Below are 24,161 nucleotides of genomic sequence, written 5' to 3'. Positions count from 1 at the left end.
CGTCAGGCGATCGCCGTGCCCACGGCAGCGACGACGGCATCCAGAGGGTGACCGGATGCATCCCGCTTCGCCCCCGCGTCCGGCAGCGTGCGCACAGCACCGTCTGCAGCCAGCCCACGGGGCTCTGTACCGACCCAGGCGAGGGTGAGGACGTCCTCACCCTTCAGGAAGCGCTGGGCGCGTACACCGCCGGTGGCGCGGCCCTTGGGCGGGAACTCCTCGAACAGCGACACCTTCGCGCTGCCCGCGTCGGTTCCGGCGATCGCCTGGGATGAACCGGCGATCGTGACGACCACGGCATCGGCCGGTTCGGTCACCACGTTGAAGGCCACGACGGAGGCTCCCGCGCTCAGGCGGACTCCGGCCATGCCCCCCGCCGCGCGCCCCTGCGGCCGCACGCTCGCGGCCTCGAAGCGCAGGAGCTGGGCGTCGGAGGCCACGAAGACGAGTTCAGCGCCGTCGGGGGCCACGGCCGCACCCACAACGAGGTCGCCGTCCTTCAGCGCGATGATCTCGGCCTCGTGCTTTCCGGGCGCGAGCTCCGAGGTCGCGACGCGTTTGACGACTCCCTGTGCGGTGCCCAGCGCGATGACGACCTCACCCAACGGCACGACGGCCACGACGTGCTCACCCGATCCCAGACCGAGGTACTGGTCGGCGCGGGTGCCCGCTGCGAGCTGGACGGCATTGGCCGGCACCGACGGCAGATCGACGGGCGAGAAGCGCACCAGCCGGCCGCGCGTCGTCACCGCGCCGAGCTCGCCCCTCGTCGTCGTGTCGACAGCGGACAGGATGCCGTCGTGCTTCGCCCGCCGCGTCGGAGCGACGATCTCGCCGGACTCGCCGAGTTCGGCGCGCACCATCCGCCCGGTCGCGGACAAGAGCACGCGGCAGGGGGAGTCGGCGATCTGCAGGTCTGCCGCTGCGGCGCTGCGTGAGCGCGCCGCGACGGGTCCGCCGTTGAGCAGAAGGGTGCGACGGGGTGTGCCGAAGGTCTCGGCCGCGGCATCCAGCTCTCGGGCGACCTGCTGCCGGAGGAGCACATCGCTGGCCAGCAGAGCCTGGAGGTCGGCGATCTCCTTCTTGAGCGTGTCCTGCTCGGACTCCAGCTCGATGCGGGAGAAACGCGTGAGACGCCGCAGGCGCAACTCCAGGATGTACTCGGCCTGCACCTGCGACAGGTCGAAGACGCTCATGAGCTTCGCTCGCGCCTGCTCGGTGTCGTCGGAGGCGCGGATGACCTGGATGACCTCGTCGATGTCGAGGATCGCGATGAGAAGACCCTCGACGAGGTGGAGGCGTTCCTGCTTGCGCGCGAGGCGGTAGCGGCTGCGACGCGTCACGACCTGGATACGGTGATCGAGGTACACCCGCAGCAGCGGCTTGAGACCGAGGGTCTGCGGCTGCCCGTCCACGAGGGCGACGTTGTTGATGCCGAAGGAGTCCTCGAGCGGGGTGAGCCGGTAGAGCTGCTCGAGGACGGCCGCGGGATCGAAGCCGGTCTTGATGCCGATGACGAGGCGCAGGCCGTGGTTGCGGTCGGTGAGATCGTTGACGTCCGCGATGCCCGTGAGCTTCTTGGCGTTGACCGCGTCTTTGATCTTCTCGATGACGCGCTCGGCGCCCACCATGTACGGCAGCTCCGTCACGACGATGCCGGTGCGGCGGGGGCCGAGCGACTCGATCGATGTCTTCGCCCGCGTGCGGAAGGTTCCGCGTCCGGTCTCGTACGCCTCGGTGATGCCGTCGAGTCCGACGATGATGCCGCCGCCGGGGAGGTCCGGTCCGGGGACGAACTCCATCAGCTCAGCCGTCGTGGCGTCGGGATTCTCGAGCAGATGGATCGCAGCGGCGACGACCTCGTTGAGGTTGTGCGGAGCCATGTTGGTCGCCATACCCACCGCGATACCGGAGGCGCCGTTGACGAGGAGGTTCGGGAAGGCCGCCGGCAGCACCGCCGGCTGCTGGAACTGCCCGTCGTAGTTCGGAACGAAGTCCACGACGTCCTCGTCGAGGTTCTCCGTGAGGGCGAGGGCTGCGGGGGCGAGGCGCGCCTCCGTGTAACGGGCCGCCGCGGGCCCGTCGTCGAGCGAGCCGAAGTTGCCGTGGCCGTCGACCAGGGGCACGCGCAGCGCGAAGGGCTGGGCAAGGCGCACGAGGGCGTCGTAGATCGCCGAGTCGCCGTGCGGGTGCAGCTTTCCCATGACCTCGCCGACGACGCGGGCGCTCTTGACGTGCCCCCGGTCGGGTCGCAGCCCCATGTCCGCCATCTGGAAGAGGATGCGCCGCTGCACCGGCTTGAGACCGTCACGGGCATCGGGGAGAGCGCGCGAGTAGATGACCGAGTACGCGTACTCCAGGAACGAGTCCTGCATCTCGGCGGAGACATCGACATCCTCGATGCGGCCGTGGTCTTCAGGAATGGACGCGGTGCGCGAAGCTGCCATGGATCTGCGGTTCCCTCGGTGCTCGGGTGGGCCGGGAAGTGGGGCCGCGCGCCATGTGCGAGACTGGCCCCGATGTCGTTCAGCCTACCCGCGGACCCGCCCACAGCCCGGAGCCTCACCGCCATCGTGCCGCAATTGCTTGCGTCGCTGACGGGCGACGGTGACTGGTTCGCGCCGGCCCGATCGGCGATCCTGATCCTCGTCGACGGTCTCGGTCGCGGGAACCTCACTGCCCGGGCCGGACACGCCCGGTTTCTGACGGGCGCGATGACGAAGAAGGATGCCGCGCGCAGCACTTTTCCCTCGACGACGGCCACGGCCCTCACCGGGCTTCTCACGGCGACCGACGCCGGCGCCCACGGAATCGTCGGATACCGCGCCCGTATCCCGGGGACCGACATCGCGCCCAACCAGCTCAAGGGGTGGGAGAGCGACGGACTCGACCCGATGACCTGGCAGCGCTCGGCGCCCCTGCTCGAACGGGAAGCCCACGCCGGACGACCCACCTTCGTGGTGACCAAGGGGCTGTATCGCGACAGCGGCTTCACGCGGGCGATCCAGCGCGGGGCGGAGTTCGTCGCCGCCGCGACGCCGTCCGAGCGTCTCGCCGCTGCCGCGGCGCGCGCGGCCGCGCACCCCGGCGCGCTGGTCTACGTGTACATCCCGGAGCTCGACACCCTCGGACACGCCTACGGGTGGGAGTCCGCGCAGTGGCTGCAAGGACTGGAGGAGCTCGACGCGGACCTTCGCCGGTTCGACGCTCTGCTCGCCCCGGGTGTCGGCGCCCTCGTCACGGCCGACCACGGCATGGTCGACGTGCCGGCTCATCGGCAGGTGCTGCTGCGGGACGGCGATCCGCTGCTCCAGGGTGTGCGGCTGGTGGCGGGGGAGCCTCGAATGCTGCAGCTCTACACGGAGGACGGCGAGTCGCACGCCGTCGCGGAGCGCTGGCGTGAGGCCGAGCAGTCGCGCTCGTGGGTGATGACGCGCGACGAAGCGATCGATCTCGGCCTGTACGGCGCCGCGGTGCACCCCGACGTCCGTCCCCGTATCGGCGACGTGCTCGTCGCGGCCCGCGGCGCGGTGGCCTACTACGACGACCGCCTGGCCGACAAGAAGCCACAGCGGATGATCGGCCAGCACGGATCGTTGACAGATCAGGAACGCATCGTCCCGCTGATCAGACTCGGCGCGCTCGCGAAGGGCTGAGCATCCGTCCCGCGCCGACCTCGACGCGACTCACCCGTCTTCGGTGCGCGCTCCGAAGACGATCTCGTCCCACGACGGCATCGAGGTGCGCCCCTTGCGGCGAGACGAATCGCTGATGACGGTGTCTTCCATCGTGGATGCCGAGTCCTCGGCATCCGTCGCCGATTCGTCGTAGCCGGGCTCGAGTGCGTCGAACAGGGCCACGGGGGAGTGCGGACGCTCCGTGGCCGACTCCTCGGCGGGCATGGGCTCACGCTGGCCGCGACGGCGGCGCAGCGCCTCGAGGAGGTCGGCTGTCTCGGCCGATGTGACCGCGTGGTCGGGAGCGCGCTTGATCGCGGCATCCTGAACCGCGGGCGCGACGGGCACGCGCACGTCCGGCCGCGTGATGTCCGCATCGGGAGCGAGGGAATCGGCGTCCAGACGCCGCGGGCCGAACGCACCGGAGTCGAACCGCGACGCATCTTTCAGCGGCGACGCATCGAGCGCGCGCAGGCGGGGGATCAGTCCTTCGGGGAGCGACCCCTGACGAGAGAGCTGGGTCGCATCGGCGTTGAGCGGAGCGAGACTGCTGCGGCGCGGGTCGAAGCCCCACCGTGCGTCGTGGTCGACCTCGTTCGCCGTGAACTCGAGCTTGACGACCCAGCCGTCCTCGTCCTTCCAGCTGGTCCACCGTTCACCGCTCGCGCCCGCTTCGGCGAGCTTCGCCCGCACCGCGACGCCGAACGTCGGCTGCGCTGCGGCATCGAGCTCACCCGCGATCAGCACCGGGACGGCCAGCGCCTGGCCCACGATGTGCTCGCGCTCGGCGAGAACGGGACGCTCGAAGCGCTGCACGTCCTCCAGACGAGCGCCGAGCAGCTCCGCGACCTCCTGCGCCGACAGACCGGAACGGATATGCGCCTGGATGTCGCGAGGGCTCGGTCGCGCCGCACGCGGCTCGTTGTCGCGCTGTGCGCGGCGCAGCTGACTGCGCAGCGTCTCGTCGATCGGCAGCGCGTACCGTTCGCCGGACTCCGTGGCGAGAACGAGGACACCTTCCTCGGTTCCGATCACCTTGAGCTGTTCCATGCGAAACACCCTCCCGTTCCCTGTTCGGGCACGATTCGATTGCCGGGGCCATGCTGTCACAGCACTTCGCCGCACTCGGGAATATCGCGGGCGCGCCGCGAGTTCCATGCGACGCACCCGCCGGAAGCGGGCACGCACACGACGATCATTTGCGAAATCCGAACCCGTCGTGCAAACTATCGCCGCCCCACGTCGGTCCCCCCGGCCGCGAGTCGGCACTTTGGCAACACACCTGGAAGTTGAGAGCATGGCGACCGATTACGACGCCCCCCGTAAGACCGACGACGACAGCGAGTCGATCGAGGCTCTGAAGGAGCGCGTTCCCGACAAGATGTCTGGGGCCGTCGACGTCGAGGATGCCGACAACCCCTCCGGCTTCGAGCTGCCCGGCGCCGACCTCTCCGACCTGGAGCTGGACGTGGTTGTCCTGCCGCCGCAGGAAGACGAATTCACCTGCGTCGAGTGCTTCCTCGTGAAGCACCGCACCCAGATCGACCACGAGATCGCGGGCGGCGCCGTCTGTATCGAGTGCGCCTGAGAACCCTCGGCCCCGCAGAGCCGATCCCGCTGTCGAGCTGATCTCAGCGCGACTGCGCACGCGTGATCGCGGCGACCACCCGGGCAGGCGTGCGCGTCGCGAACACCCACTCGGTGACGGGGTCGCCGGGATCGAGGACGGGAACGCGGACCACGGGGTCGATCCCGCCGCGGAACATGTGCCATGCCGTCGCGGACAGCTGAGGACCACGCGCAGCACGCGCCTCGTCCGCCCACAACGGCTCGGCGGTGCCCAGCTGATCGACCGGGATATGCGCGCGACCGACTCGCAGCTCGCCGCCTCGCACCTCCACGACCGGAGACGCGAAGACGAGCAGGCAGATCAGGACGGCACCCACGGCGATCCCCGCGGCGAGGGCGATGGTCGGATCCAGCGGGACGAACACGAGCGCGACCATCGGCGCCACCACCGCCGAGCTGAGCAGCGTCCACAGCGACGGACTGAGCCGTTCGCGGTAGCGGACGTCGGAAACGGGAGCGGCTGGAGCGGCGATGTGCATTACCCTCGTGGAGTGATCGAATCCGTGGACGTTCCCATTATCGCGCCGCAGGTTCCCGTCTACGCACATCCCGGCGACGCCGGCGCAGATCTGGTCTCCTCCGAGAGCGTGAGACTCGAACCGGGCGCCCGCGCACTGGTGGGCACGGGCGTGCGCATCGCCCTGCCGGACGGATACGCCGCTTTCGTCGTGCCGCGCAGCGGTCTGGCCGCGAAGCACGGCATCACCATCGTCAATGCGCCCGGAACGATCGACGCGGGGTACCGCGGTGAGATCAAGGTCGCGCTCCTGAACACCGATACGCGCGAGGCGTACGACATCGCCGTGGGCGACCGCATCGCACAGCTCATCGTCATGCCCGTCCCGCGCGTCCGCTTCCTCCCCGTCGACGACTTGCCCGACACCGCACGCGGCGAGGGCGGGTTCGGCTCGACGGGCTATCAGACAGGAGTCACCGCATGAGCGATGAACTGCAGCCCACCGGCACGGGCGACCGCGCGTCGACGGGTCCCTTCGACGAGGCGGAGGCGAACCCCGTTCGCCCCTACATCGATCTCGGTGGCATCAAGGTGCTTCCGCGCGAGGGACTGAACCTTCGCCTCGAAGTCGAGGAGCAGACGAAGCGCATCGTCGCGGTCGGGCTCGACTACGCCGATTCGACCCTGCAGGTGCAGCCGTTCGCCGCCCCGCGCTCCAGCGGACTGTGGGAGGAGACCCGCGACCAGATCCGCCAGCAGATCCGCCAGCAGGGAGGGCGCGTGGAGGAGCGCCACGGCCCGCTCGGCGCCGAACTGCTCGCGGAGGTTCCCGTGGTGAGCGGGCCCGACGCGGTGGCCGGCAAGCGCCTGGCACGGTTCGTCGGCGTCGACGGACCCCGCTGGTTCCTGCGCGGTGTGATCGGGGGAGCGGCCACGACCGACGTCGAGGCGGCTGCGCGCGTGGAGGATCTCTTCCGCTCGATCGTCGTGGTGCGCGGCGGTAGCCCCATGCCGCCGCGCGATCTCATCCCGCTGAAGATGCCCGCTGCCCCCGGCACCGCATGAGCTCGCCCGCGCAGGAGCCCGAGGACGCGGCATCCGATCCGCTCACGCCGCCACCACCGTCGGCGTCGGATCTTCTCGGAAGCGCACTGGGCAATGCGGCGCGACGGGCCGGCCTCGATCCGTCCCGACAGTCGCACACCGGACACGTCGTCTGGGCCGCCATGGGCGGCTGGCGGGGCGTGCTGGAGAGCGTGCTTCCCGGACTCGCGTTCGTCGTGCTGTTCACGACCACGGCCGACCTCGCGCTCTCGCTCGCGATCTCCGTGGGCGCAGCGGCGATCTTCACGATCGTCCGCCTCCTCCAGCGCTCGCCCGTCAGTGCCGCACTGGGAGGACTCATTGCGACCGGTGCGGCCGCGGTCCTGGCCCTGTGGACCGGGCGAGGACAGGACAACTTCGTTCCCGGCCTGATCACCAACGCGGCCTATGGGACCGCATTCCTCGTCTCGGCGCTGGTCGGTTGGTCCCTGATCGGGCTGGCCGTGGGTTTCCTCATGAACGAAGGCACGCGGTGGCGCGTCGATCCGCGCAAGCGCCGTGTGTTCTTCTGGCTCGCGATCGCTTGGGCCGCACTGTTCTACCTGCGCCTCGCGGTGCAGCTGCCCTTCTACTTCGCCGGCGATGTGACGACCCTCGGCACTCTCAAGCTCGTGATGGGCCTGCCGTTGTTCGCCCCGCTCGTCGCCGTCACCTGGCTCGCCGTTCGGGCTGTCTACCCCCGCCCGCACGAGACCGACTCGGCATCCGCGGCGTGATAGATTTATCTTGATATCAAGATAAATTCCTCCGCCCTCGATGCGCCCATGTCGACATCGTCGGGTAAGGACAACCTCACTAGCCCGCCGCCGCGGCGGCGGGGAAGATGGAGAGTCAGGCGACGGCCGTCCATGCCCGACCCTGACCCCGCCGACCGACTGAGCCCGCGGCCTCAGGAACTCCCAACGAAGGAGAGCAGACGTGTCCACTGTTGACAGCTTCGGAGCCAAGAGCACCCTCACGGTCGGTGGCACCGACTACGAGATCTATCGGATCGACACCGTCGCCGGTTACGAGAAGCTCCCGTTCAGCCTGAAGGTGCTCCTCGAGAACCTGCTTCGCACCGAGGACGGCGCGAACGTCACGAAGTCGCAGATCGAGGCCCTCGGCAACTGGGATGCCGACGCCGAGCCCGACACCGAGATCCAGTTCACCCCGGCGCGCGTCGTCATGCAGGACTTCACCGGCGTGCCCTGCATCGTCGACCTCGCCACCATGCGTGAGGCCGTCACGGCCCTCGGCGGCGACCCGGCGAAGATCAACCCGCTGTCGCCGGCGGAGATGGTGATCGACCACTCCGTCATCGCCGACCTTTTCGGCACCGAGAACGCACTCGAGCGCAACGTCGAGATCGAGTACGAGCGCAACGGCGAGCGTTACCAGTTCCTGCGCTGGGGTCAGACCGCGTTCGACGACTTCAAGGTCGTCCCGCCGGGAACCGGCATCGTGCACCAGGTGAACATCGAGCACCTCGCGAAGGTCATCTACGACCGCACCGGCCGCGACGGGGTGCTGCGCGCCTACCCCGACACCTGCGTCGGCACCGACTCGCACACCACCATGGTCAACGGCCTCGGCGTGCTCGGCTGGGGCGTCGGCGGCATCGAGGCCGAGGCCGCGATGCTCGGCCAGCCCGTCTCGATGCTCATCCCGCGCGTCGTCGGCTTCAAGCTGACCGGCGACATCCCCGCCGGCGTGACGGCGACGGACGTCGTGCTCACCATCACCGACATGCTCCGCAAGCACGGCGTCGTCGGCAAGTTCGTCGAGTTCTACGGCGCCGGCGTGGCCTCCGTCCCGCTTGCCAACCGCGCCACCATCGGAAACATGAGCCCCGAGTTCGGCTCGACCGCGGCGATCTTCCCCATCGACGACGTCACGCTGGAGTACCTGCGCCTCACGGGTCGCGACGAGCAGGCGGTGGCCCTCGTCGAGGCGTACGCCAAGGAGCAGAAGCTCTGGCACGACGCCGACAGCGAGCCGGTCTTCAGCGAGTACATGGAGCTCGACCTCTCGACGGTCGTGCCGTCGATCGCCGGCCCGAAGCGTCCCCAGGACCGCATCCTGCTCAGCGAGGCGAAGACCCAGTTCGAGAAGGACATCGTCAACTACACGACGCCGTCGGTCTCGAACTCGATCGTCGACCTCGACTCGAAGCACTCGTTCCCCGCCTCCGACCCCGGCTCCACCCCGGGCGAGGAGGAGCCCGAGACGCGCGACGTGCACATCTCCAGCGGTGCGCCGGCCACGGCATCCAACCCGGTGCCGGTCACGTCGCCCGCGGGCGACTCCTACCTGCTCGATAACGGCGCCGTGACGCTCGCCGCGATCACCTCGTGCACCAACACGTCGAACCCGTCGGTGATGATCGCCGCCGGCCTGCTCGCCCGCAAGGCGCGCAACAAGGGCCTCAAGCAGAAGCCGTGGGTCAAGACGACGCTCGGCCCCGGTTCGAAGGTCGTCACCGACTACTACGAGAAGTCCGGCCTCGACAAGGACCTCGAAGGTCTCGGCTTCTACACGGTCGGCTACGGCTGCACCATCTGCATCGGCAACTCGGGACCCCTCATCGAAGAGGTCTCGGCGGCGATCAACGAGAACGATCTCGCCGTCACGGCGGTGCTCTCGGGCAACCGCAACTTCGAGGGCCGCATCAGCCCCGACGTGAAGATGAACTACCTCGCCTCGCCGCCCCTCGTCGTCGCATATGCCCTCGCCGGATCGATGCACTTCGACTTCGAGACCGATCCGCTCGGGAAGGATGCCGAGGGCAACGACGTGTTCCTCAAGGACATCTGGCCCTCGCCGGACGAGGTCCAGGAGGTCATCGACTCGTCGATCTCGCGCGACCAGTTCATCAAGCAGTACGCCACCGTGTTCGACGGTGACGAGCGCTGGACGAGCCTGCCCACCCCCGAGGGCCCCATCTTCGAGTGGGATGCCGATTCGACCTATGTCCGCAAGGCGCCGTACTTCGAGGGCATGTCGATGGACCTCACCCCGGTGAGCGACATCCACGGCGCACGGGTGATGGCGACCCTCGGCGACTCGGTCACCACCGACCACATCTCGCCCGCGGGAAACATCAAGGCCGGAACCCCCGCCGCCCAGTACCTCACCGAGCACGGCGTCGCGCAGAAGGACTTCAACTCCTACGGATCGCGCCGCGGCAACCACGAGGTCATGATCCGCGGCACCTTCGCGAACATCCGCCTGAAGAACGAGCTGGTCGCCGCGGTCAACGACGGTCAGATCGTCGAAGGCGGCTTCACCCGCGACTTCACGCAGGAGGGCGGCCCGCAGTCCTACATCTTCGACGCCTGCGAGAACTATCGCGCCGAGGGCACCCCGCTCGTCGTCTTCGGCGGCAAGGAGTACGGCTCGGGATCGTCGCGCGACTGGGCCGCGAAGGGCACGTCGCTGCTGGGCGTCAAGGCCGTCATCACCGAGAGCTTCGAGCGCATCCACCGCTCCAACCTCATCGGCATGGGCGTCGTCCCGCTGCAGTTCCCCGAGGGCCAGAGCTGGGCCTCGCTCGGTCTCGACGGTACCGAGATCGTCTCGATCGAGGGCCTGGAGCAGCTGAACGAAGGGGTCACCCCGAAGACGGTGAAGGTCACCGCGGCACCCAGCGAGTTCTCGCCGGAGGGCAAGGAGACGATCGTCTTCGACGCCAAGGTGCGCATCGACACCCCCGGTGAAGCCGACTACTACCGCAACGGCGGCATCCTGCAGTACGTGCTGCGTTCGCTCGTCTGAGCGCCGGTTATAACGCCCCGGCATCGGTCCCCGCAAGGGGACGCCGATGCCGGGGCGTCGGCGTTGGCGAGACGTAGACTCGGAGGATGAGTCTGCTCGCTTCGATCACGGGTCCGCGCGACCTGGACTCCCTGACCGCCGAGCAGCTCGAGCAGCTCGCGCAGGAGATCCGTGACTTCCTCGTCGAGAACGTCGCGCGCACGGGAGGCCATCTCGGACCGAATCTCGGTGTGGTGGAGTTGACCATCGCTCTGCACCGCGTCTTCGACTCACCCAATGATCCCTTCGTGTTCGACACGGGTCACCAGTCGTACGTGCACAAGCTGCTGACCGGGCGCCAGGACTTTCGCGGGCTGCGCTCGCGCGGAGGCCTCGCCGGCTACCCGCAGCGGGCGGAGAGCGTGCACGACGTCGTCGAGTCCTCGCACGCCTCGAGTTCCCTCAGCTGGGCTGACGGCATCTCGCGAGCCCTGACGCGCACCGGACGCAAGGATCACCACGTCGTCGCGGTCGTCGGAGACGGCGCGCTCACCGGCGGGATGACCTGGGAGGCGCTGAACAACATCTCCGACGACAACGATCGCAACCTCGTCATCATCGTCAACGACAACGGGCGCTCCTATGCGCCCACGATCGGCGGCATGGCGCGCTACCTGAACCGCGTGCGCACCACCGAGGGGTATGAGAGCCTGCGCAAGAGCTCGGCATCCTTCTTCCGCCGCCTCGGGCCGATGGGGCGCGCCGTCTACCGCGGTGTACGCGGCGGCACGCATGGATTCCTCTCGCGCTTCTCGAACAACGAGGCGCTGTACTCGAACCTCGACATCAAGTACCTCGGTCCGATCGACGGGCATGATCTCGTCGCACTGCAGGAGACGTTGCAGCTGGCCAAGGACTACGGCGCCCCGGTGATCGTGCACGTCATCACCGAGAAGGGCCGCGGCTACGAGCCCGCGCGCAACGACGAGGCCGATCAGTTCCACGCCGTCGGCAAGATCGACCCGGCGACGGGCGAGCCGCTGGGCTCCTCGGATGCCGTCGCCTGGACCGACGCTTTCGCTGACGCACTCGTGGCGGCGGGGGAGCGCCGCGACGATGTCATCGCGATCACGGCGGCGATGCTGCGTCCGACGGGCCTGCAGCCGTTCGCGCAGCGCTTCCCCGACCGCGTCTACGACGTGGGCATCGCCGAGCAGCACGCGGTGGCCTCGGCGGCGGGCCTCGCCTTCGGCGGACTGCACCCGGTGGTCGCGATCTATGCGACGTTCATGAACCGCGCCTTCGACCAGGTGCTGATGGATGTGGCCCTGCATCGCGCGGGCGTGACGTTCGTTCTCGATCGCTCCGGTGTGACCGGCCCCGACGGCCCCAGCCACCACGGTGTGTGGGATCTCGCGATGCTGCAGCTGGTGCCCGGCATCCGCATCGCCGCGCCCCGCGACGAGGCGCGGTTGCGGGAGGAGTTCGACGAGGCGATCGCCGTCGATGACGCGCCCACGGTGATCCGCTTCCCGAAGGGCGCCGTCGCGGTGGATCAGCCGGCCCTCAAACGCCTCTCCGACGGCGTCGACGTGCTGTGGCAGGACGGCGCCGAGGATGTCCTGCTCGTCGGCATCGGCCCGATGACGCAGCTCGCGGTCGAGGTCGCCGAGCGCCTCCGTGCCCAGGGGATCGGAGCGACCGTCGTCGACCCGCGCTGGGTCGTGCCCGTGCAGCCCTCGATCGTGAAGCTCGCTGCCGCCCATCGCCTGGTGATCACGATCGAGGACGGCATCCGCGTGGGTGGTGTCGGAACGCGCGTGCGTCAGGTGCTGCGTGAGGCGGGCGTGGACACGGCGGTCGACGAGCTCGGCCTGCCCGATGCCTTCATCGATCACGCGAGCCGGGAGCAGATCCTCGAGGATGCCGGTCTGTCGGCGGCGAAGATCGCGCAGGACGTCGTCGCGCAGGTGCTCGGCACCCGCATTCCGATCGCCCGCCCCTCGACCGAAACGGGCGCAATCTGGACCGTGCGTGGCGGCGCCGACAACTCGGAGCACGCCGACCACGGCGATGGACGCGGCTGAGCCGGAGTCAGCCGCGGCGCGGGCGATCCTCCTCCTCCTCGATCGGGGGATCACGTCGATTCGGCGTTCGGTCGGCCTGCCATCGGCCGTAGACCGTCGCGCCCGCGCACACCGCGATGACAACGCCGACCATCACAGGATCGAGCATCGCCGGTCGCGACATCGCAGTGAAGATGCTCACCACCGCCGCACCGATGGCGATACCGAAGGCAGCGAACGCACTGAGATGAACCCATCGGCGACGCACGCCGCGAAGCGCATAGCCGACAAGCGCGGCGACGGGCAGTCCCAGGACGGTCACGAAGATCGAGACGACGCCGCCGACAGCGGCGACCCAGCCGGCAGCGTAGACCGCCGCGCCGACGCTTGGCGGGGTGAAGGGCCTCATGCTGGCAAACGCTGCCCACACGAAAGCAGCGATCGTGAGCAGCGTCACGAACCCGAGCCAGGCGTGCAGCGCACCGCGCCACAGCTGGTCGCGCGTGAACGCGCCCGCTGCCGACGGAGGGTTCACCGCCCGGCCTCGGCGATGAGCTCCAGAAGCTCGCGGACGACGCCACGCACGATGGGCAGTCGCGCAAGCGGCAGCGTGGTCCGCAGCAGTGCGAGTCCGCGATCGAGGAGTCGTCGTGTGCGCTCCTGCCCCTCGGAGCGGTCGTAGACCCAGAAGAGCGCCAGCAGGAGATGCCCGAGGAAGAGCACCGTGGGCAGCGCCTGACGGAGATCGCTCGGGACGGTTCCGGAACGTGCGCCGTCCACCGCCTCCCCGAAGAGTGCTTCCGTGATGGCGCGCGCCTCGCCGGATGCCTCGGCGAGCGGGTTGATCTCCGAGCGTGGGGAGACGGCGGCAGAGAGGAACTGGGCCGCATGCTCGTGGTACGCCGTGAGCTCGTCGAGCCCGGTGCGGTAGACGATGGCGATGCGTTCGACGAGATCGTCCGTGTCAGCGAGGGTCGGTTCGGCCGCCGCCCGATGGCGGCGTTGCACGTCGAGGTACAGCTCCTGGACCAGGTCGTTCTTGGTGGCGAAGTGGTAGTAGGCGTTACCCACCGACACGCCCGCCTCCTGCGCGATGAGGCGCATGGTCGTCGCTTCGTATCCGCGCTCGCGAAACGAGGCGAGCGCCACCTCGCGAAGCCGGGCACGCGTGCGTTCGCTTTTCGTGGACGCCGGCCCTTTAGAAGTGAACATGTTCGGAAAATATCACAACGTCCGGCGTGACAGCATGGAGCAATGAGTTCCGCCAACCTCACTCGCGAAGAGACGGCGGCTCGCGCCGCCGGCATCCGACTGCACACCGTCGAGGTCGACCTCGACCTGCGTTCAGCCCCGGATGCCGCGGCGACGACATTTCCCACGCGTTCGACGTTCGCGTTCACGGCCGTGACCGACACCACGTGGGTCGACTTCATCGGTGAGAGCGTCATCGAGGTGGTCGTCAACGACCATGCGCAACCGGTCGAGTGGGACGGTGCGCGCATCCGTCTGCGAGGGCTGGTGGCCGATGGGGCGACGCCGAATGTGGTGCGCATTGATGCGGCGGCGCGGTACAGCACGTCCGGCGAGGGTCTGCACCGCTTCCGCGACCCCGTCGATGACGCCACCTATCTGTACACCCAGTACGAGCCTGCCGACTGCCGTCGCGTCTACCCGTGCTTCGAGCAGCCGGACATGAAGGCGCGCTGGCGCTTCACCGTCGCCGCCCCGACGGGCTGGGAGGTGCTGTCCAACGGCGCCGAGACCTCGCGCGACGAGGTCGCCGGGGGAGTACGCGTGCACTTCACCGAGACGCTGCCGCTGTCGAGCTACATCACCGCCGTCGCCGCGGGTCCCTACCATCGCGTCGACGGCACGCATCGCGGCGCGCAGGCCCCCATCGCTCTCGGTGCGCTCTGCCGCGCGTCGCTGGCCGCTCACTTGGACGCCGACGAGATCCTCGACATCACCCGCCGGGGCTTGTCGTTCTTCGAGAACGCGTTCGACTTCCCGTACCCCTGGGGGAAGTACGACGAGATCTTCGTCCCCGAGTACAACCTCGGGGCCATGGAGAACCCCGGACTGGTGACCTTCACCGAGGCGTACGTGTTCCGCGGTGCGTCGACGACCGCGCAGCGCGAAGCCCGAGCGAACACGATCCTGCACGAGATGGCGCACATGTGGTTCGGCGATCTGGCGACGATGCGGTGGTGGGATGACCTGTGGCTGAAGGAATCGTTCGCCGACTACATGGGCACGCACGCTGCCGCGGCCGTGGGAGGCTTCCCGGACGCGTGGGTCAGCTTCGCCACCCGGCGCAAGGGATGGGCATACACGCAGGACCAGCTGCCCACCACGCACCCGATCGTCGCCGATATCCCTGATCTGGAAGCCGCCAAGCTCAACTTCGACGGCATCACGTACGCAAAGGGCGCGTCGGTGCTCAAGCAGCTCGTCGGCTTCGTGGGGGAGGAGGCCTTCTTCCGCGGAGCGCAGCGCTACTTCGCCCGACACGCCTTCGGCAACACCACCCTCCCCGACCTTCTCACGGCTCTCGAGGAGGCATCGGGGCGTGATCTGGCGGCGTGGAGCGCGGCGTGGCTGCAGACGACCGGCGTCACCGAACTCAGTGCCGAGCGCACGTCGGACGGCCTGGAGCTGGCCGTCTCGACGGTACGCCCCGACCGGGTGACCGTGGGGCTGTACGGCGACGCGGGCGGGCGTCTCGTGCGCCGCGGCGAGATCGCGACCGATGTCGTCGCGCCGCGCACGCCGCTCGAGGGGGCCCGGCACGATGACGTCGTCCTCGTCGTCCCCAACGACGACGATCGCACCTATGCGAAGGTCCGTCTGGATGCCGCGTCCACCGCGGCCGTCGCCCGCGGTCTGTCGACGATCGACGACGCGCTCGCGCGCGCCGTGATCTGGGCGGCACTGTGGAATGCGACGCGCGACGGCATCCTGCCCGCCCGGCGCTACATCGACATCGTCGCGCGACATGCGCCGGAGGAGACGGATGCGGCGCTGCTGACGGATGCGACGGTGCGCGCCGCGTTCACGGTCGGCCACTTCGCCGCGGATGATGACCGCACCCCGCTGGCCGCGCAGTGGCTGGACACGGCGTGGAACGCGCTGAGCCAGGCGACACCGGGCTCTGACGCTCAGCTCATCTGGGCACGTACGGTCGGCACCGCGGCATCGGTCTGCGGCGACCGCGCCGCCGACCTGCGGGCAGTGCTGTCCGGAACCACCCCGGCGCCGGCGGGTCTGCCGCTGGACCCCGAGCTCCGCTGGGCGTGGCTCATCGCCCTCGCGACGAGCGGAGACGCCGACGAGGCTGACATCGCACGCGAGCTGCGCACCGATGACACTGCGTCGGGACGCGTGGCCGCGCGGACCGCGCGGACGGCTCACCCCGCGGCATCCGTCCGCGCCGCAGCGTGGCAGGCGGCATGGAGCGACGACACGCTGACCAACGATCACCTCGATGCCACGATCGCCGGCGTGCGCGCGGGCGGACGCCGTGACCTGGTCGCCGACTTCGACGACGACTACTTCGCACGTATCCTGCCCACCTGGCAGTCACGGTCGATCGAGATCGCCCGTCGCCTGGTGATCGGCCTGTTCCCGGCATCCCCGTCGCTCGACGCCGCCGACGCCTGGTTGCGAGATCACCCGGACGCGCCGGGGGCCCTCCGTCGTCTCGTGATCGAGCAGCGCGACGGTCTCGCCCGCGATCTGCGCGTGCGGGCGGCGCAGCCCTCGCGCTGAGCCTGCCCCGGCGTCGCCACCGGACGCGGACATGAAGAACGGAATCGGATGCCGCGAGGTGCGGCATCCGATTCCGTTGCGTTCCTCCGAATCCGTGACGACGGATTCGGCAGTATCAGCCGCCGATGCCGCGAATCTGCGGCGTGTGGAACGAGCCGCCGAACGCCCGCTCGGACGCGCCCTCGCGGTCGAGGTACGGTGAGGCGCCACCGTCGATGAACGGCCAGCCGGCGCCCAGGATGAGGCATAGGTCGATGTCTTCGACCTCGGGCACGACACCCTCGTCGAGCATCAGCTTGATCTCGGTGGCCAAGCCGTCCTGCACGCGGCGCAGGATCGTGTCGGCGGATGCCGGGGCCGACCCGACATGCCCCTTCAGCGCCTTCTCGGCGGCCTTGGTGAAACCGGTGACCCGTCCGCCCTTGTCCTTCTCGACGACCTCCGGCAGCTCTGCGAGCTGGTGGAAGTTCTCGTTCGCGTAGAAGCGCTCGGGGAACGCGCGGACCATCGTGTCCTGGACGTGCGCCGCGACCTTCCAGCCGACGAGGTCGATCAGCTGGAACGGCCCCATCGGCAGACCGAGCGGCGCGAACGCCTTCTCGACATCCGCGACGGGAGTGCCCTCATAGACGGCGCGGGCCGCCTCGCCCATGACCTTGGCCAGAAGACGGTTGACGACGAAGCCCGGGGCATCGGCGGTCAGCACCGCGTTCTTGCCGAGGCCCTTCGCGACCACGAAAGCGGTCGACAGCGCGGCATCCGTCGTGTCCGACGTCTTGACGATCTCGATCAGCGGCATGACCGCGACCGGGTTGAAGAAGTGGAAGCCGACGAGCCGCTCGGGGTGCGCGAGCTTCGAACCGATCTCCGCGACCGACAGCGACGAGGTGTTGGTCGCGAGAATCGCATCCTCGGCGACGATCTTCTCGATCTCGCCGAAGACGGCCTGCTTGACGCCGACCTCCTCGAAGACGGCCTCGATGACGAAGTCGCAATCGGCGTACAGGCTCTTGTCGGTCGTCCCGGTCACGAGCGCGCGCAGCTTGTTCGCCGCATCCGCGTCGAGGCGGCCCTTGGCCTCGAGCTTTCCGATCTCGTCGTGTATGTAGGCGACGCCTTTGTCGACGCGCGCCTGATCCAGGTCGGTGATGAGCACCGGCACCTGGAGCTTGCGCACGAACAGCAGGGCGAACTGGCTGGCCATGAGTCCGGCGCCGATGATGCCGACCTTCGTGACCTTCTTCGCGAGCGCCTTGTCGGGGGCGCCGACGGGTCGCTTCGCCCGCTTCTGCACAAGGTCGAAGGCGTACATGGATGCCGCGAACTGATCGCCGGTGACGAGATCGGCCAGCGCCTCGTCTTCCCGCGCGAAGCCTTCGGCCTTCGTGCCGCTCTTGGCCTTGTCGAGCAGTTCGAGCGCGGCGTAGGGGGAGCGGGGGACGGTGCCGATCTTGGATTCGAGCATGCCGCGGGCCATCTTGATGGCGATGGGCCACTTGGTGAGGCGCTCGATCTTGCCCGGCTCGTTCTTGCGCTCGACCTTGACGGCGCCCGTGAGCACCGCGTCGGCCCAGGCCAGGGAGCTCTCGAGGTAGGTCGCCGCGGGGAAGATCGCGTCGACGATCCCGTAGTCGAACGCCTGCTGCGGCTTCAGCATGCGGTTCTGCTTGAGCGGGTTGCTGATGACGACCTCGAGCGCGTTCTCGATGCCGATCAGATTGGGCAGCAGGTACGCGCCGCCCCAGCCGGGGATGATGCCCAGGAACACCTCGGGCAGCGCGATCGCGGCTGCCGAGGCATCGACCGTGCGGTACGTCGAGTTCAGCGCGATCTCCAGGCCCCCTCCGAGAGCGAGGCCGTTCACGAAGGCGAAGGAGGGCACCCCGAGATCGCCGAGCGAGCCGAGCACTTTGTGACCGAGCTGCGCGACCAGGCGCGCGTTGTCCTTCGAGCCGACACTGGTGATGTCGGAGAGATCCGCGCCGGCGGCGAGGATGTACTGCTTGCCCGTGATTCCGACGGCCTGGATCTCGCCGGCGGCGGCGCGGGCCTTGAGTGCCGCCAGCGTCTCTCCGAGCTGGGTGAGGGTCGCCGGCCCGAGGGTGTTGGGGCGCGTGTGATCGCGACCGTTGTCGAGCGTGATCAGTGCGAGCACTTTGCCCGAGGGCAACGTGATGTCGCGCACGCGCGAGTGGGTCACGACCTCACCGTCTGCGAGGGCGGTGAGGGGGGAGAAGTCGATCTCGTCGTAGTTCGTCATGTCCGTCGTCCTCTCAGCGCTTGCGACCGTTGTAGTGCGGGTTCTCCCAGATGACCGACCCGCCCTGACCGAGACCCACGCACATGGCGGTGAGGCCGTAGCGGACGTCGGGGCGCTCAGCGAACTGCGCGGCGAGCTGGATCATTAGGCGCACGCCCGATGCGGCCAGCGGGTGGCCGAGGGCGATCGCCCCGCCCCACTGGTTGACGCGGGGGTCGTCGTCGGCGATGCCGAAGTGATCGAGCAGGGACAGCACCTGCACCGCGAACGCCTCGTTCAGCTCGAACAGACCGATGTCGGCGATCGTGAGCCCGGCCTTCTTCAGCGCCTTCTCCGTCGACGGGATCGGACCGATACCCATGATCTCGGGCTGCACGCCGGCGAAGGCGAACGAGACCATGCGCATCTTGGGCGTGAGTCCCAGCTCCTTGACCGCGCCGCCGCCGGCGAGCAGCGACATCGTTGCCCCGTCCGTGAGCGGTGAGGACGTGCCGGCGGTGACCCGCCCGTGCGGACGGAACGGCGTCTTCAACGCCGCAAGGTCTTCCATCGTGGTCTGCGGACGACGGCCCTCATCCTCCGTCGCCAGGCCCCAGCTGCCCTCGGCATCCTTCACGGCGACGGGGACCAGATCGGGCTGGAACTTGCCGGCCTCGTACGCGGCCTGCGCCTTGTGCTGGCTGAGCATGCCGAAGCGGTCGGAGCGCTCCTTGGTGAGCTGCGGGAACCGGTCGAAGATGCGCTCGGCCGTCACGCCCATGTTCAGTGCGCCCGGGTCGACCATCCTCTCGGCCACGAACCGCGGGTTGGGGTCGGCGTTTCCGCCGATGGGATAGTGACTCATGTGCTCGACGCCGCCTGCGAGGGCGACGTCGTACATGCCGGCGCTGATCGAGGCACCCATCATGGCGACGCTCGTCATGGCGCCGGCGCACATCCGGTCGATCGCGAAGCCCGGCACGGTCTGCGGAAGGCCGGCGAGGATGGCCACGGAGCGCCCGAGCGTCAGCCCCTGCTCTCCCGTCTGGCTGGTCGCGGCGATGGCGACCTCGTCGACGCGATCGGCGGGAACGGCGGTGTTCCGCGCCATGAGTCCGATCGTCGCCTTGACCGCGAGGTCATCCGCGCGGGTGTTCCAGTACATGCCCTTCTCGCCGGCGCGACCAAACGGGGTGCGCATTCCATCGACGAAGTAGACGTCCGAGAGCTCGGCCACACTGCCTCCAAGGGTTGAGATTCAGTCCAGCGTACGATGAAACTCAGTCTCACGGAAACGCTTGGAACGATTCTACGACGCGAGGTCGGAGGCAGCCTCGGCGCTCTGCACGGATTCGACAAACGCACCGGCGATGACCCCCGCCGTCGTCTCGATCTGCCACGGACGCGCACCGTGGGACGCGAGCGCTTCGCCGATGGATGCCGCATCGATCTCGGCCGGGGGAGCCCACGCGACCCGCCGCAGGGTGTCGGGAGTCAGGAGGTTCTCGGTCGGCATCCGCAGGTCGGCGGCAAGCTGTTCCACGAGCGGGCGCGCCGCCTTCAGCCGGAGGTCCGCCGCAGGGTTGCGCTCTGCCCACGCGCGGGGAGGCGGCATTCCGTCACCGGAGGCACGCTCGGCGGGCAGCGCGGGATCGGCGCGGCCGGCCTCGATCGCGGCCCACCACCGGTCGAGCTGGCTGCGGCTCGCGCGGCCGGTGAAGTCCTTGACACGCGCCAGATCCTGCTTCGTCTTGGGATCGGCGATGACGACCGCCACCAGTGCGCGGTCGGGAACGAGTCGACCGGGCGAGGTGTCCTGCTCACGCGCGTACTCCTCGCGGGCGATCCAGAGGGCTCGCGCGATGGCCAGGGCTCGGCGACCGCGGACGGTGTGCAGACCGCTGAGGCGCCGCCAGGGCTCCTCGCGAGCGGGCTTCACGGGCCGCGTGCGCACCGTCTCGAACTCCTGAGCCGCGATGCCGGTCTTTCCCTGCTCCTCGAGCTCGTCGCGCAGCACCTCGAAGACATCCACGAGGTGCAGCACGTCGAGCGCGGCGTACTCGAGCCAGGGCTGAGGCAGCGGACGCGTCGACCAATCCGCCGCGGAATGAGCCTTCGCGAGCGTGATTCCCAACGTGTCCTCGACGACCGCGCCGAGTCCCACGCGCTCGTGCCCGAGAAGACGGGCAGCGAGTTCGGTGTCGAAGATGTGCGGCGGCTCGAGGTTCTCCTCCCGAAGGGAGGGCAGGTCCTGGCTGGCGGCGTGGAGGATCCAGGTGATGTCTCCGATCGCCTCTTGCAGCGGCGACAGATCGCCCACCGCAGGAGGGTCGACGAGGAAGACGCCGGCGCCGCGCCGGTACACCTGGATGAGATACGCCCGCTGGGAGTATCGGAAGCCGGAGGCGCGCTCCACGTCGACAGCCACCGGGCCGGTGCCCGCGGCGAGCGCGTCGGCGGCGGCGGCGAGGCCGGCGGCATCCGTGATGACGTCGTACTCAGCCACGCGTTCCCCTTCCTGATGCACCCCGCTGCGAGCCGAACACGGCGATGCCCTCTGATCCCGGCGGCAATCCCGCCAACATGCACACGAGCTCCGCCCACGCCTCGATGTGGGCCGTCAGGTCACCGGCGGGCGTCCAGGACGACCGCAACTCGATCTGCGCCCCGTCGCCCTCGGCGGCGAGCGAGCCGAACCCCTTGGACAGGGTCTTGGTCGCCGTGCCGGACTCCGAGTGGAAGTCCGCGCCGCGCGCCTCGAGCGCATCGACGAGCCACGACCAGGCGACGTCCGCGAGCAGCGGGTCGACGCCGATCTCAGCTTCGAGCGGAGCTTGCGCAAAACACACGATACGCCACGGCCCACCCCAGGCATCCGGTTCGGCCGGGTCGTGCATGAGGACGAAGCGCCCGGTGCCGTACGGCGAATCCAGCCCGTCCGCATCCGGACGGACGTCACCCGCGAAGGCGATCGCCTCCGGGGCAAGGCTCGTCGGAGCGGCGATCTCGCGCACGGAGAAGTCAGACCGGAAAGTCAGGGACCGCAGCTGCTCTGCGGCGCGTGCGAAGGCCGGGGTCTCAGCGGCGGGACGGGTGTCATCCACGGTCACAGACTAGGATGGGCCCACGATGAAGGCACCCAGGCGCGCCGCCCTCGGCGCCTCACGAATCGGCGCTCCGGCCACCCTGCGGATGCTAGCCCTCTCCCTCGCTGCAGCCCTGTTCGCGACAGCCGCGATGGCTTTCGCCGTCGCACTGCGCATGGCACGGCGAGTGGTCACCCCGTCACGGCGCGTCCCCGACACGCGCATCGTCGACATCGACGTGCCCGCGCAGACGATCACGCTGGCGCGCACGCCCGACACGGTGCTGCCCGGACGCTACGGCCTGTTCACGACCGGCTCCGCCGACTATCTCAAGGTGGGCTCGGTGCTGGCCAGCGACGGCGACACCGTCAAGCGGAAGCTGCTCACGCAGGTCGGCGGCCAGTCGAGCCTCGACGCCGACGCGGCTTTCAGCGGCTGGTACTACCAGCGCCCGGAGGAGCTGCACCTGCCGTTCACGCGCGAGCACGTGCCGGCGGCGATCGGCGCCTGCCCGGCATGGCTGTTCCCGGCAGAGCCGCCCCGTGACCTCGACCACGAGACCTGGGTCATCCAGATCCACGGACGCGGCACGACGCGTGCCGAATGTCTGCGTGCCGTGCCCGTGTTCCATGCCCTGGGCATCACGTCGCTCGTCGTCTCGTACCGCAACGACGGCGACGCTCCGCGCAGCCGTGCCGGCGCCTATGCGCTCGGCGCGACCGAGTGGCGCGATGTGGATGCCGCCGTCAGCTGGGCTCTGCGACACGGCGCCCGCCGCATCCTGCTCATGGGCTGGTCGATGGGCGGCGCCATCGCACTGCAGACATCGCTCGGCTCAGCACACCGCGAGCAGATCGTCGGCGTCATCCTCGATTCGCCGGTGGTGGACTGGCGCACCGTCCTCTCCTACCAGGCCAAGGCGTTGCACGTGCCCACACCCGTGACCGATCTGGCGATGGGAGCACTGCGCACGGGATGGGCTGCGCCCGCGATCGGCGCCGACGGCGCGATTCCGCTCGACCGGCTCGACATCGTGGCGCGTGCCGCAGAACTGCGCCATCCCGTGCTCATCCTGCACAGCGATGACGACGGGTTCGTCCCCTCCAGCGCCTCGCACCGCCTGGCCGATGCCCGACCCGACCTCGTCGAGTTGCAGGTGTTCCGCACGGCGCGCCACACGAAGCTCTGGAACTACGACCAGCAGCGCTGGACAGACGCGATCGGCGACTGGCTGCGCACACACGATCTGGTGCCCGCGCCGGCGCCGGTCGACGAGGGAGAACGATGACAACCACCGGCTCCGGCACGATCCGCCTCGTCGATCGCCAGCCGGCGGTGTCCGGTGCCGAGATGGTCGCCGCGCTGGTACCGCCGCCGCAGTTCGACGGCGCCACCTTCGACACGTATCGCGCCGACCCGGCGTTTCCTTCGCAGCAGGAGGCGAAGGAGCGACTCATCTCGTTCAGCCTGGGCGGAGGACCGGCAGAACGCGGAGGACTCTTCCGTCGTGCGAAGAAGGTCCCGGAGATGAAACCGGGCGTGTATCTCGACGGCGGTTTCGGCGTCGGCAAGACCCACCTCCTGGCGGCGATCTACCATGCGATGCCGGCGCGGCGGAAGTACTTCGGGTCGTTCATCGAGTACACCGCACTGGTCGGAGCACTCGGGTACCAGAAGACGGTCGAGCTCTTCCGCGGCGCGGACCTGCTGTGCATCGACGAGTTCGAGCTCGACGACCCGGGCGACACGATGGTGATGACGCGGTTGCTGGGGGAGCTGGTGCCGACCGGCACGCGGCTCGCGGCGACGTCGAACACTCCGCCCAATGCGCTCGGCGAAGGGCGATTCGCCGCGCAGGACTTCCTTCGCGAGATCCACGCCATGGCGTCGAGCTTCGAGACCATCCGCATCGACGGCACGGATTACCGTCAGCGCGCCCTCGACGGGCACGCCGAGGTGTGGGACGACGATGCCTATCGTGCGGCGATCGATGCCGCCGCGGCATCCGGCGTCGTCTCGGACGACGCCTTCGCCGACCTGATCCGCCATCTCGCGACGGTGCACCCGTCGCGCTACGTGCGGCTGATCGAGAACCTGTCGACGATCGGCCTGCGCGACGTCATCACGCTGCAGGACCAGTCCGCGGCGCTGCGATTCGTCGCCTTCGTGGACCGGGCGTACGACGCGCAGATTCCCGTGCGCGCGACCGGTCGACCGCTCGACGAGGTCTTCGGCGAGGAGATGCTCGCGGGCGGCTACCGCAAGAAGTATCTGCGAGCGATCTCCCGCTTGAATGCACTCACGCATTCCTGACCGCTCTCACGGGCGACGGATGCCGCGCCGAAACGTGATGTTTACCTGGGCACGTCGGCCGTAACGAGCGCGAAACACGACGCGGGT

General features: G+C 69.1%; 19 protein-coding genes. 10 read left to right on the top strand and 9 right to left on the bottom strand.

All coding sequences use genetic code 11. From position 1 onward, the window contains the following. Positions 1 to 2: 2 nt before the first annotated feature. Complete coding sequence (locus DEU37_RS09495) at positions 3 to 2,447, bottom strand: DNA topoisomerase (ATP-hydrolyzing) subunit A (protein WP_121190468.1); 2,445 nt, start codon at positions 2,445 to 2,447, stop codon at positions 3 to 5. Positions 2,448 to 2,519: 72 nt separating this feature from the next. On the opposite strand from DEU37_RS09495, the gene DEU37_RS09490 reads away from it, so the two are divergent. After that, on the top strand, positions 2,520 to 3,656 hold the full coding sequence (locus DEU37_RS09490) for an alkaline phosphatase family protein (RefSeq protein WP_121190467.1): 1,137 nt from the start codon (positions 2,520 to 2,522) through the stop codon (positions 3,654 to 3,656). A gap of 30 nt (positions 3,657 to 3,686) precedes the next feature. Here DEU37_RS09490 and sepH read toward each other — a convergent pair whose 3' ends face one another. Next, complete coding sequence (gene sepH / locus DEU37_RS09485; RefSeq protein ID WP_121190466.1) at positions 3,687 to 4,727, bottom strand: septation protein SepH; 1,041 nt, start codon at positions 4,725 to 4,727, stop codon at positions 3,687 to 3,689. 247 nt (positions 4,728 to 4,974) lie between these two features. Between sepH and DEU37_RS09480 the strand changes: the two genes are divergently transcribed. Further along, complete coding sequence (locus tag DEU37_RS09480; RefSeq protein ID WP_005049487.1) at positions 4,975 to 5,265, top strand: DUF4193 domain-containing protein; 291 nt, start codon at positions 4,975 to 4,977, stop codon at positions 5,263 to 5,265. A 43-nt stretch (positions 5,266 to 5,308) separates the two neighbouring features. On the opposite strand, the gene DEU37_RS09475 is transcribed toward DEU37_RS09480, so the two are convergent. Continuing rightward, complete coding sequence (locus tag DEU37_RS09475) at positions 5,309 to 5,785, bottom strand: DUF3093 domain-containing protein (protein WP_121190465.1); 477 nt, start codon at positions 5,783 to 5,785, stop codon at positions 5,309 to 5,311. Between the two features lie 12 nt (positions 5,786 to 5,797). Between DEU37_RS09475 and dut the strand changes: the two genes are divergently transcribed. From dut to dxs, 5 genes are all read left to right on the top strand, one after another. Beyond that, positions 5,798 to 6,247 (top strand): dUTP diphosphatase, encoded by a 450-nt coding sequence (gene dut, locus DEU37_RS09470; RefSeq protein WP_051498858.1) that lies wholly within the window; start codon positions 5,798 to 5,800, stop codon positions 6,245 to 6,247. Next, entirely contained in the window at positions 6,244 to 6,828 is a 585-nt protein-coding gene (locus tag DEU37_RS09465) for a DUF3710 domain-containing protein (protein ID WP_121190464.1), read from the top strand. Before dut ends, DEU37_RS09465 begins: the two co-directional genes overlap by 4 nt. Further along, positions 6,825 to 7,583 carry a DUF3159 domain-containing protein gene (locus tag DEU37_RS09460; RefSeq protein WP_121190463.1) on the top strand — a complete coding sequence of 253 codons (759 nt, stop codon included), beginning with the start codon at positions 6,825 to 6,827 and terminating at the stop codon, positions 7,581 to 7,583. The genes DEU37_RS09465 and DEU37_RS09460 overlap by 4 nt, the downstream gene beginning before the upstream one ends. A gap of 202 nt (positions 7,584 to 7,785) precedes the next feature. Then, a complete protein-coding gene (locus DEU37_RS09455) occupies positions 7,786 to 10,623 on the top strand; it encodes an aconitate hydratase (protein ID WP_121190462.1) in 2,838 nt (945 codons plus the stop codon). Positions 10,624 to 10,709: 86 nt separating this feature from the next. Next, a complete protein-coding gene (gene dxs / locus DEU37_RS09450; RefSeq protein WP_121190461.1) occupies positions 10,710 to 12,689 on the top strand; it encodes a 1-deoxy-D-xylulose-5-phosphate synthase in 1,980 nt (659 codons plus the stop codon). Positions 12,690 to 12,696: 7 nt separating this feature from the next. Here the strand turns inward: dxs and DEU37_RS09445 are convergent, their stop codons facing one another. Continuing rightward, a complete protein-coding gene (locus DEU37_RS09445) occupies positions 12,697 to 13,125 on the bottom strand; it encodes a hypothetical protein (protein ID WP_259457233.1) in 429 nt (142 codons plus the stop codon). 74 nt (positions 13,126 to 13,199) lie between these two features. After that, complete coding sequence (locus DEU37_RS09440) at positions 13,200 to 13,880, bottom strand: TetR/AcrR family transcriptional regulator (protein ID WP_121190459.1); 681 nt, start codon at positions 13,878 to 13,880, stop codon at positions 13,200 to 13,202. A gap of 42 nt (positions 13,881 to 13,922) precedes the next feature. Here DEU37_RS09440 and pepN point away from each other — a divergent pair, with 42 nt between their 5' ends. Then, positions 13,923 to 16,436, top strand: coding sequence for an aminopeptidase N (gene pepN / locus DEU37_RS09435; RefSeq protein ID WP_121190458.1), 2,514 nt, complete (start codon positions 13,923 to 13,925; stop codon positions 16,434 to 16,436). Positions 16,437 to 16,551: 115 nt separating this feature from the next. Here pepN and DEU37_RS09430 read toward each other — a convergent pair whose 3' ends face one another. The 4 genes from DEU37_RS09430 to DEU37_RS09415 all read right to left on the bottom strand — a co-directional run bounded on the left by DEU37_RS09430 (position 16,552) and on the right by DEU37_RS09415 (position 21,779). After that, positions 16,552 to 18,696: a 3-hydroxyacyl-CoA dehydrogenase NAD-binding domain-containing protein gene (locus tag DEU37_RS09430; protein ID WP_121190457.1), complete on the bottom strand. Its 2,145-nt coding sequence runs from the start codon at positions 18,694 to 18,696 to the stop codon at positions 16,552 to 16,554. A gap of 13 nt (positions 18,697 to 18,709) precedes the next feature. Beyond that, complete coding sequence (locus DEU37_RS09425; protein WP_121190456.1) at positions 18,710 to 19,912, bottom strand: thiolase family protein; 1,203 nt, start codon at positions 19,910 to 19,912, stop codon at positions 18,710 to 18,712. 72 nt (positions 19,913 to 19,984) lie between these two features. Further along, the gene (locus DEU37_RS09420; RefSeq protein WP_121190455.1) at positions 19,985 to 21,181 is read right to left on the bottom strand and encodes an HRDC domain-containing protein; all 1,197 of its coding nucleotides are present in this window, start codon (positions 21,179 to 21,181) and stop codon (positions 19,985 to 19,987) included. Beyond that, a complete protein-coding gene (locus DEU37_RS09415) occupies positions 21,174 to 21,779 on the bottom strand; it encodes a DUF3000 domain-containing protein (protein WP_121190498.1) in 606 nt (201 codons plus the stop codon). Before DEU37_RS09415 ends, DEU37_RS09420 begins: the two co-directional genes overlap by 8 nt. A 25-nt stretch (positions 21,780 to 21,804) precedes the next feature. Between DEU37_RS09415 and DEU37_RS09410 the strand changes: the two genes are divergently transcribed. Next, complete coding sequence (locus DEU37_RS09410; protein ID WP_121190454.1) at positions 21,805 to 23,049, top strand: S9 family peptidase; 1,245 nt, start codon at positions 21,805 to 21,807, stop codon at positions 23,047 to 23,049. Next, positions 23,046 to 24,074 (top strand): cell division protein ZapE, encoded by a 1,029-nt coding sequence (gene zapE, locus DEU37_RS09405; protein WP_121190453.1) that lies wholly within the window; start codon positions 23,046 to 23,048, stop codon positions 24,072 to 24,074. The genes DEU37_RS09410 and zapE overlap by 4 nt, the downstream gene beginning before the upstream one ends. Positions 24,075 to 24,161 lie beyond the last annotated feature (87 nt).

The organism is Microbacterium sp. AG790, from assembly GCF_003634765.1.
Classification (GTDB): domain Bacteria; phylum Actinomycetota; class Actinomycetes; order Actinomycetales; family Microbacteriaceae; genus Microbacterium.
This window is presented reverse-complemented; position numbering and strand designations above follow the sequence as displayed.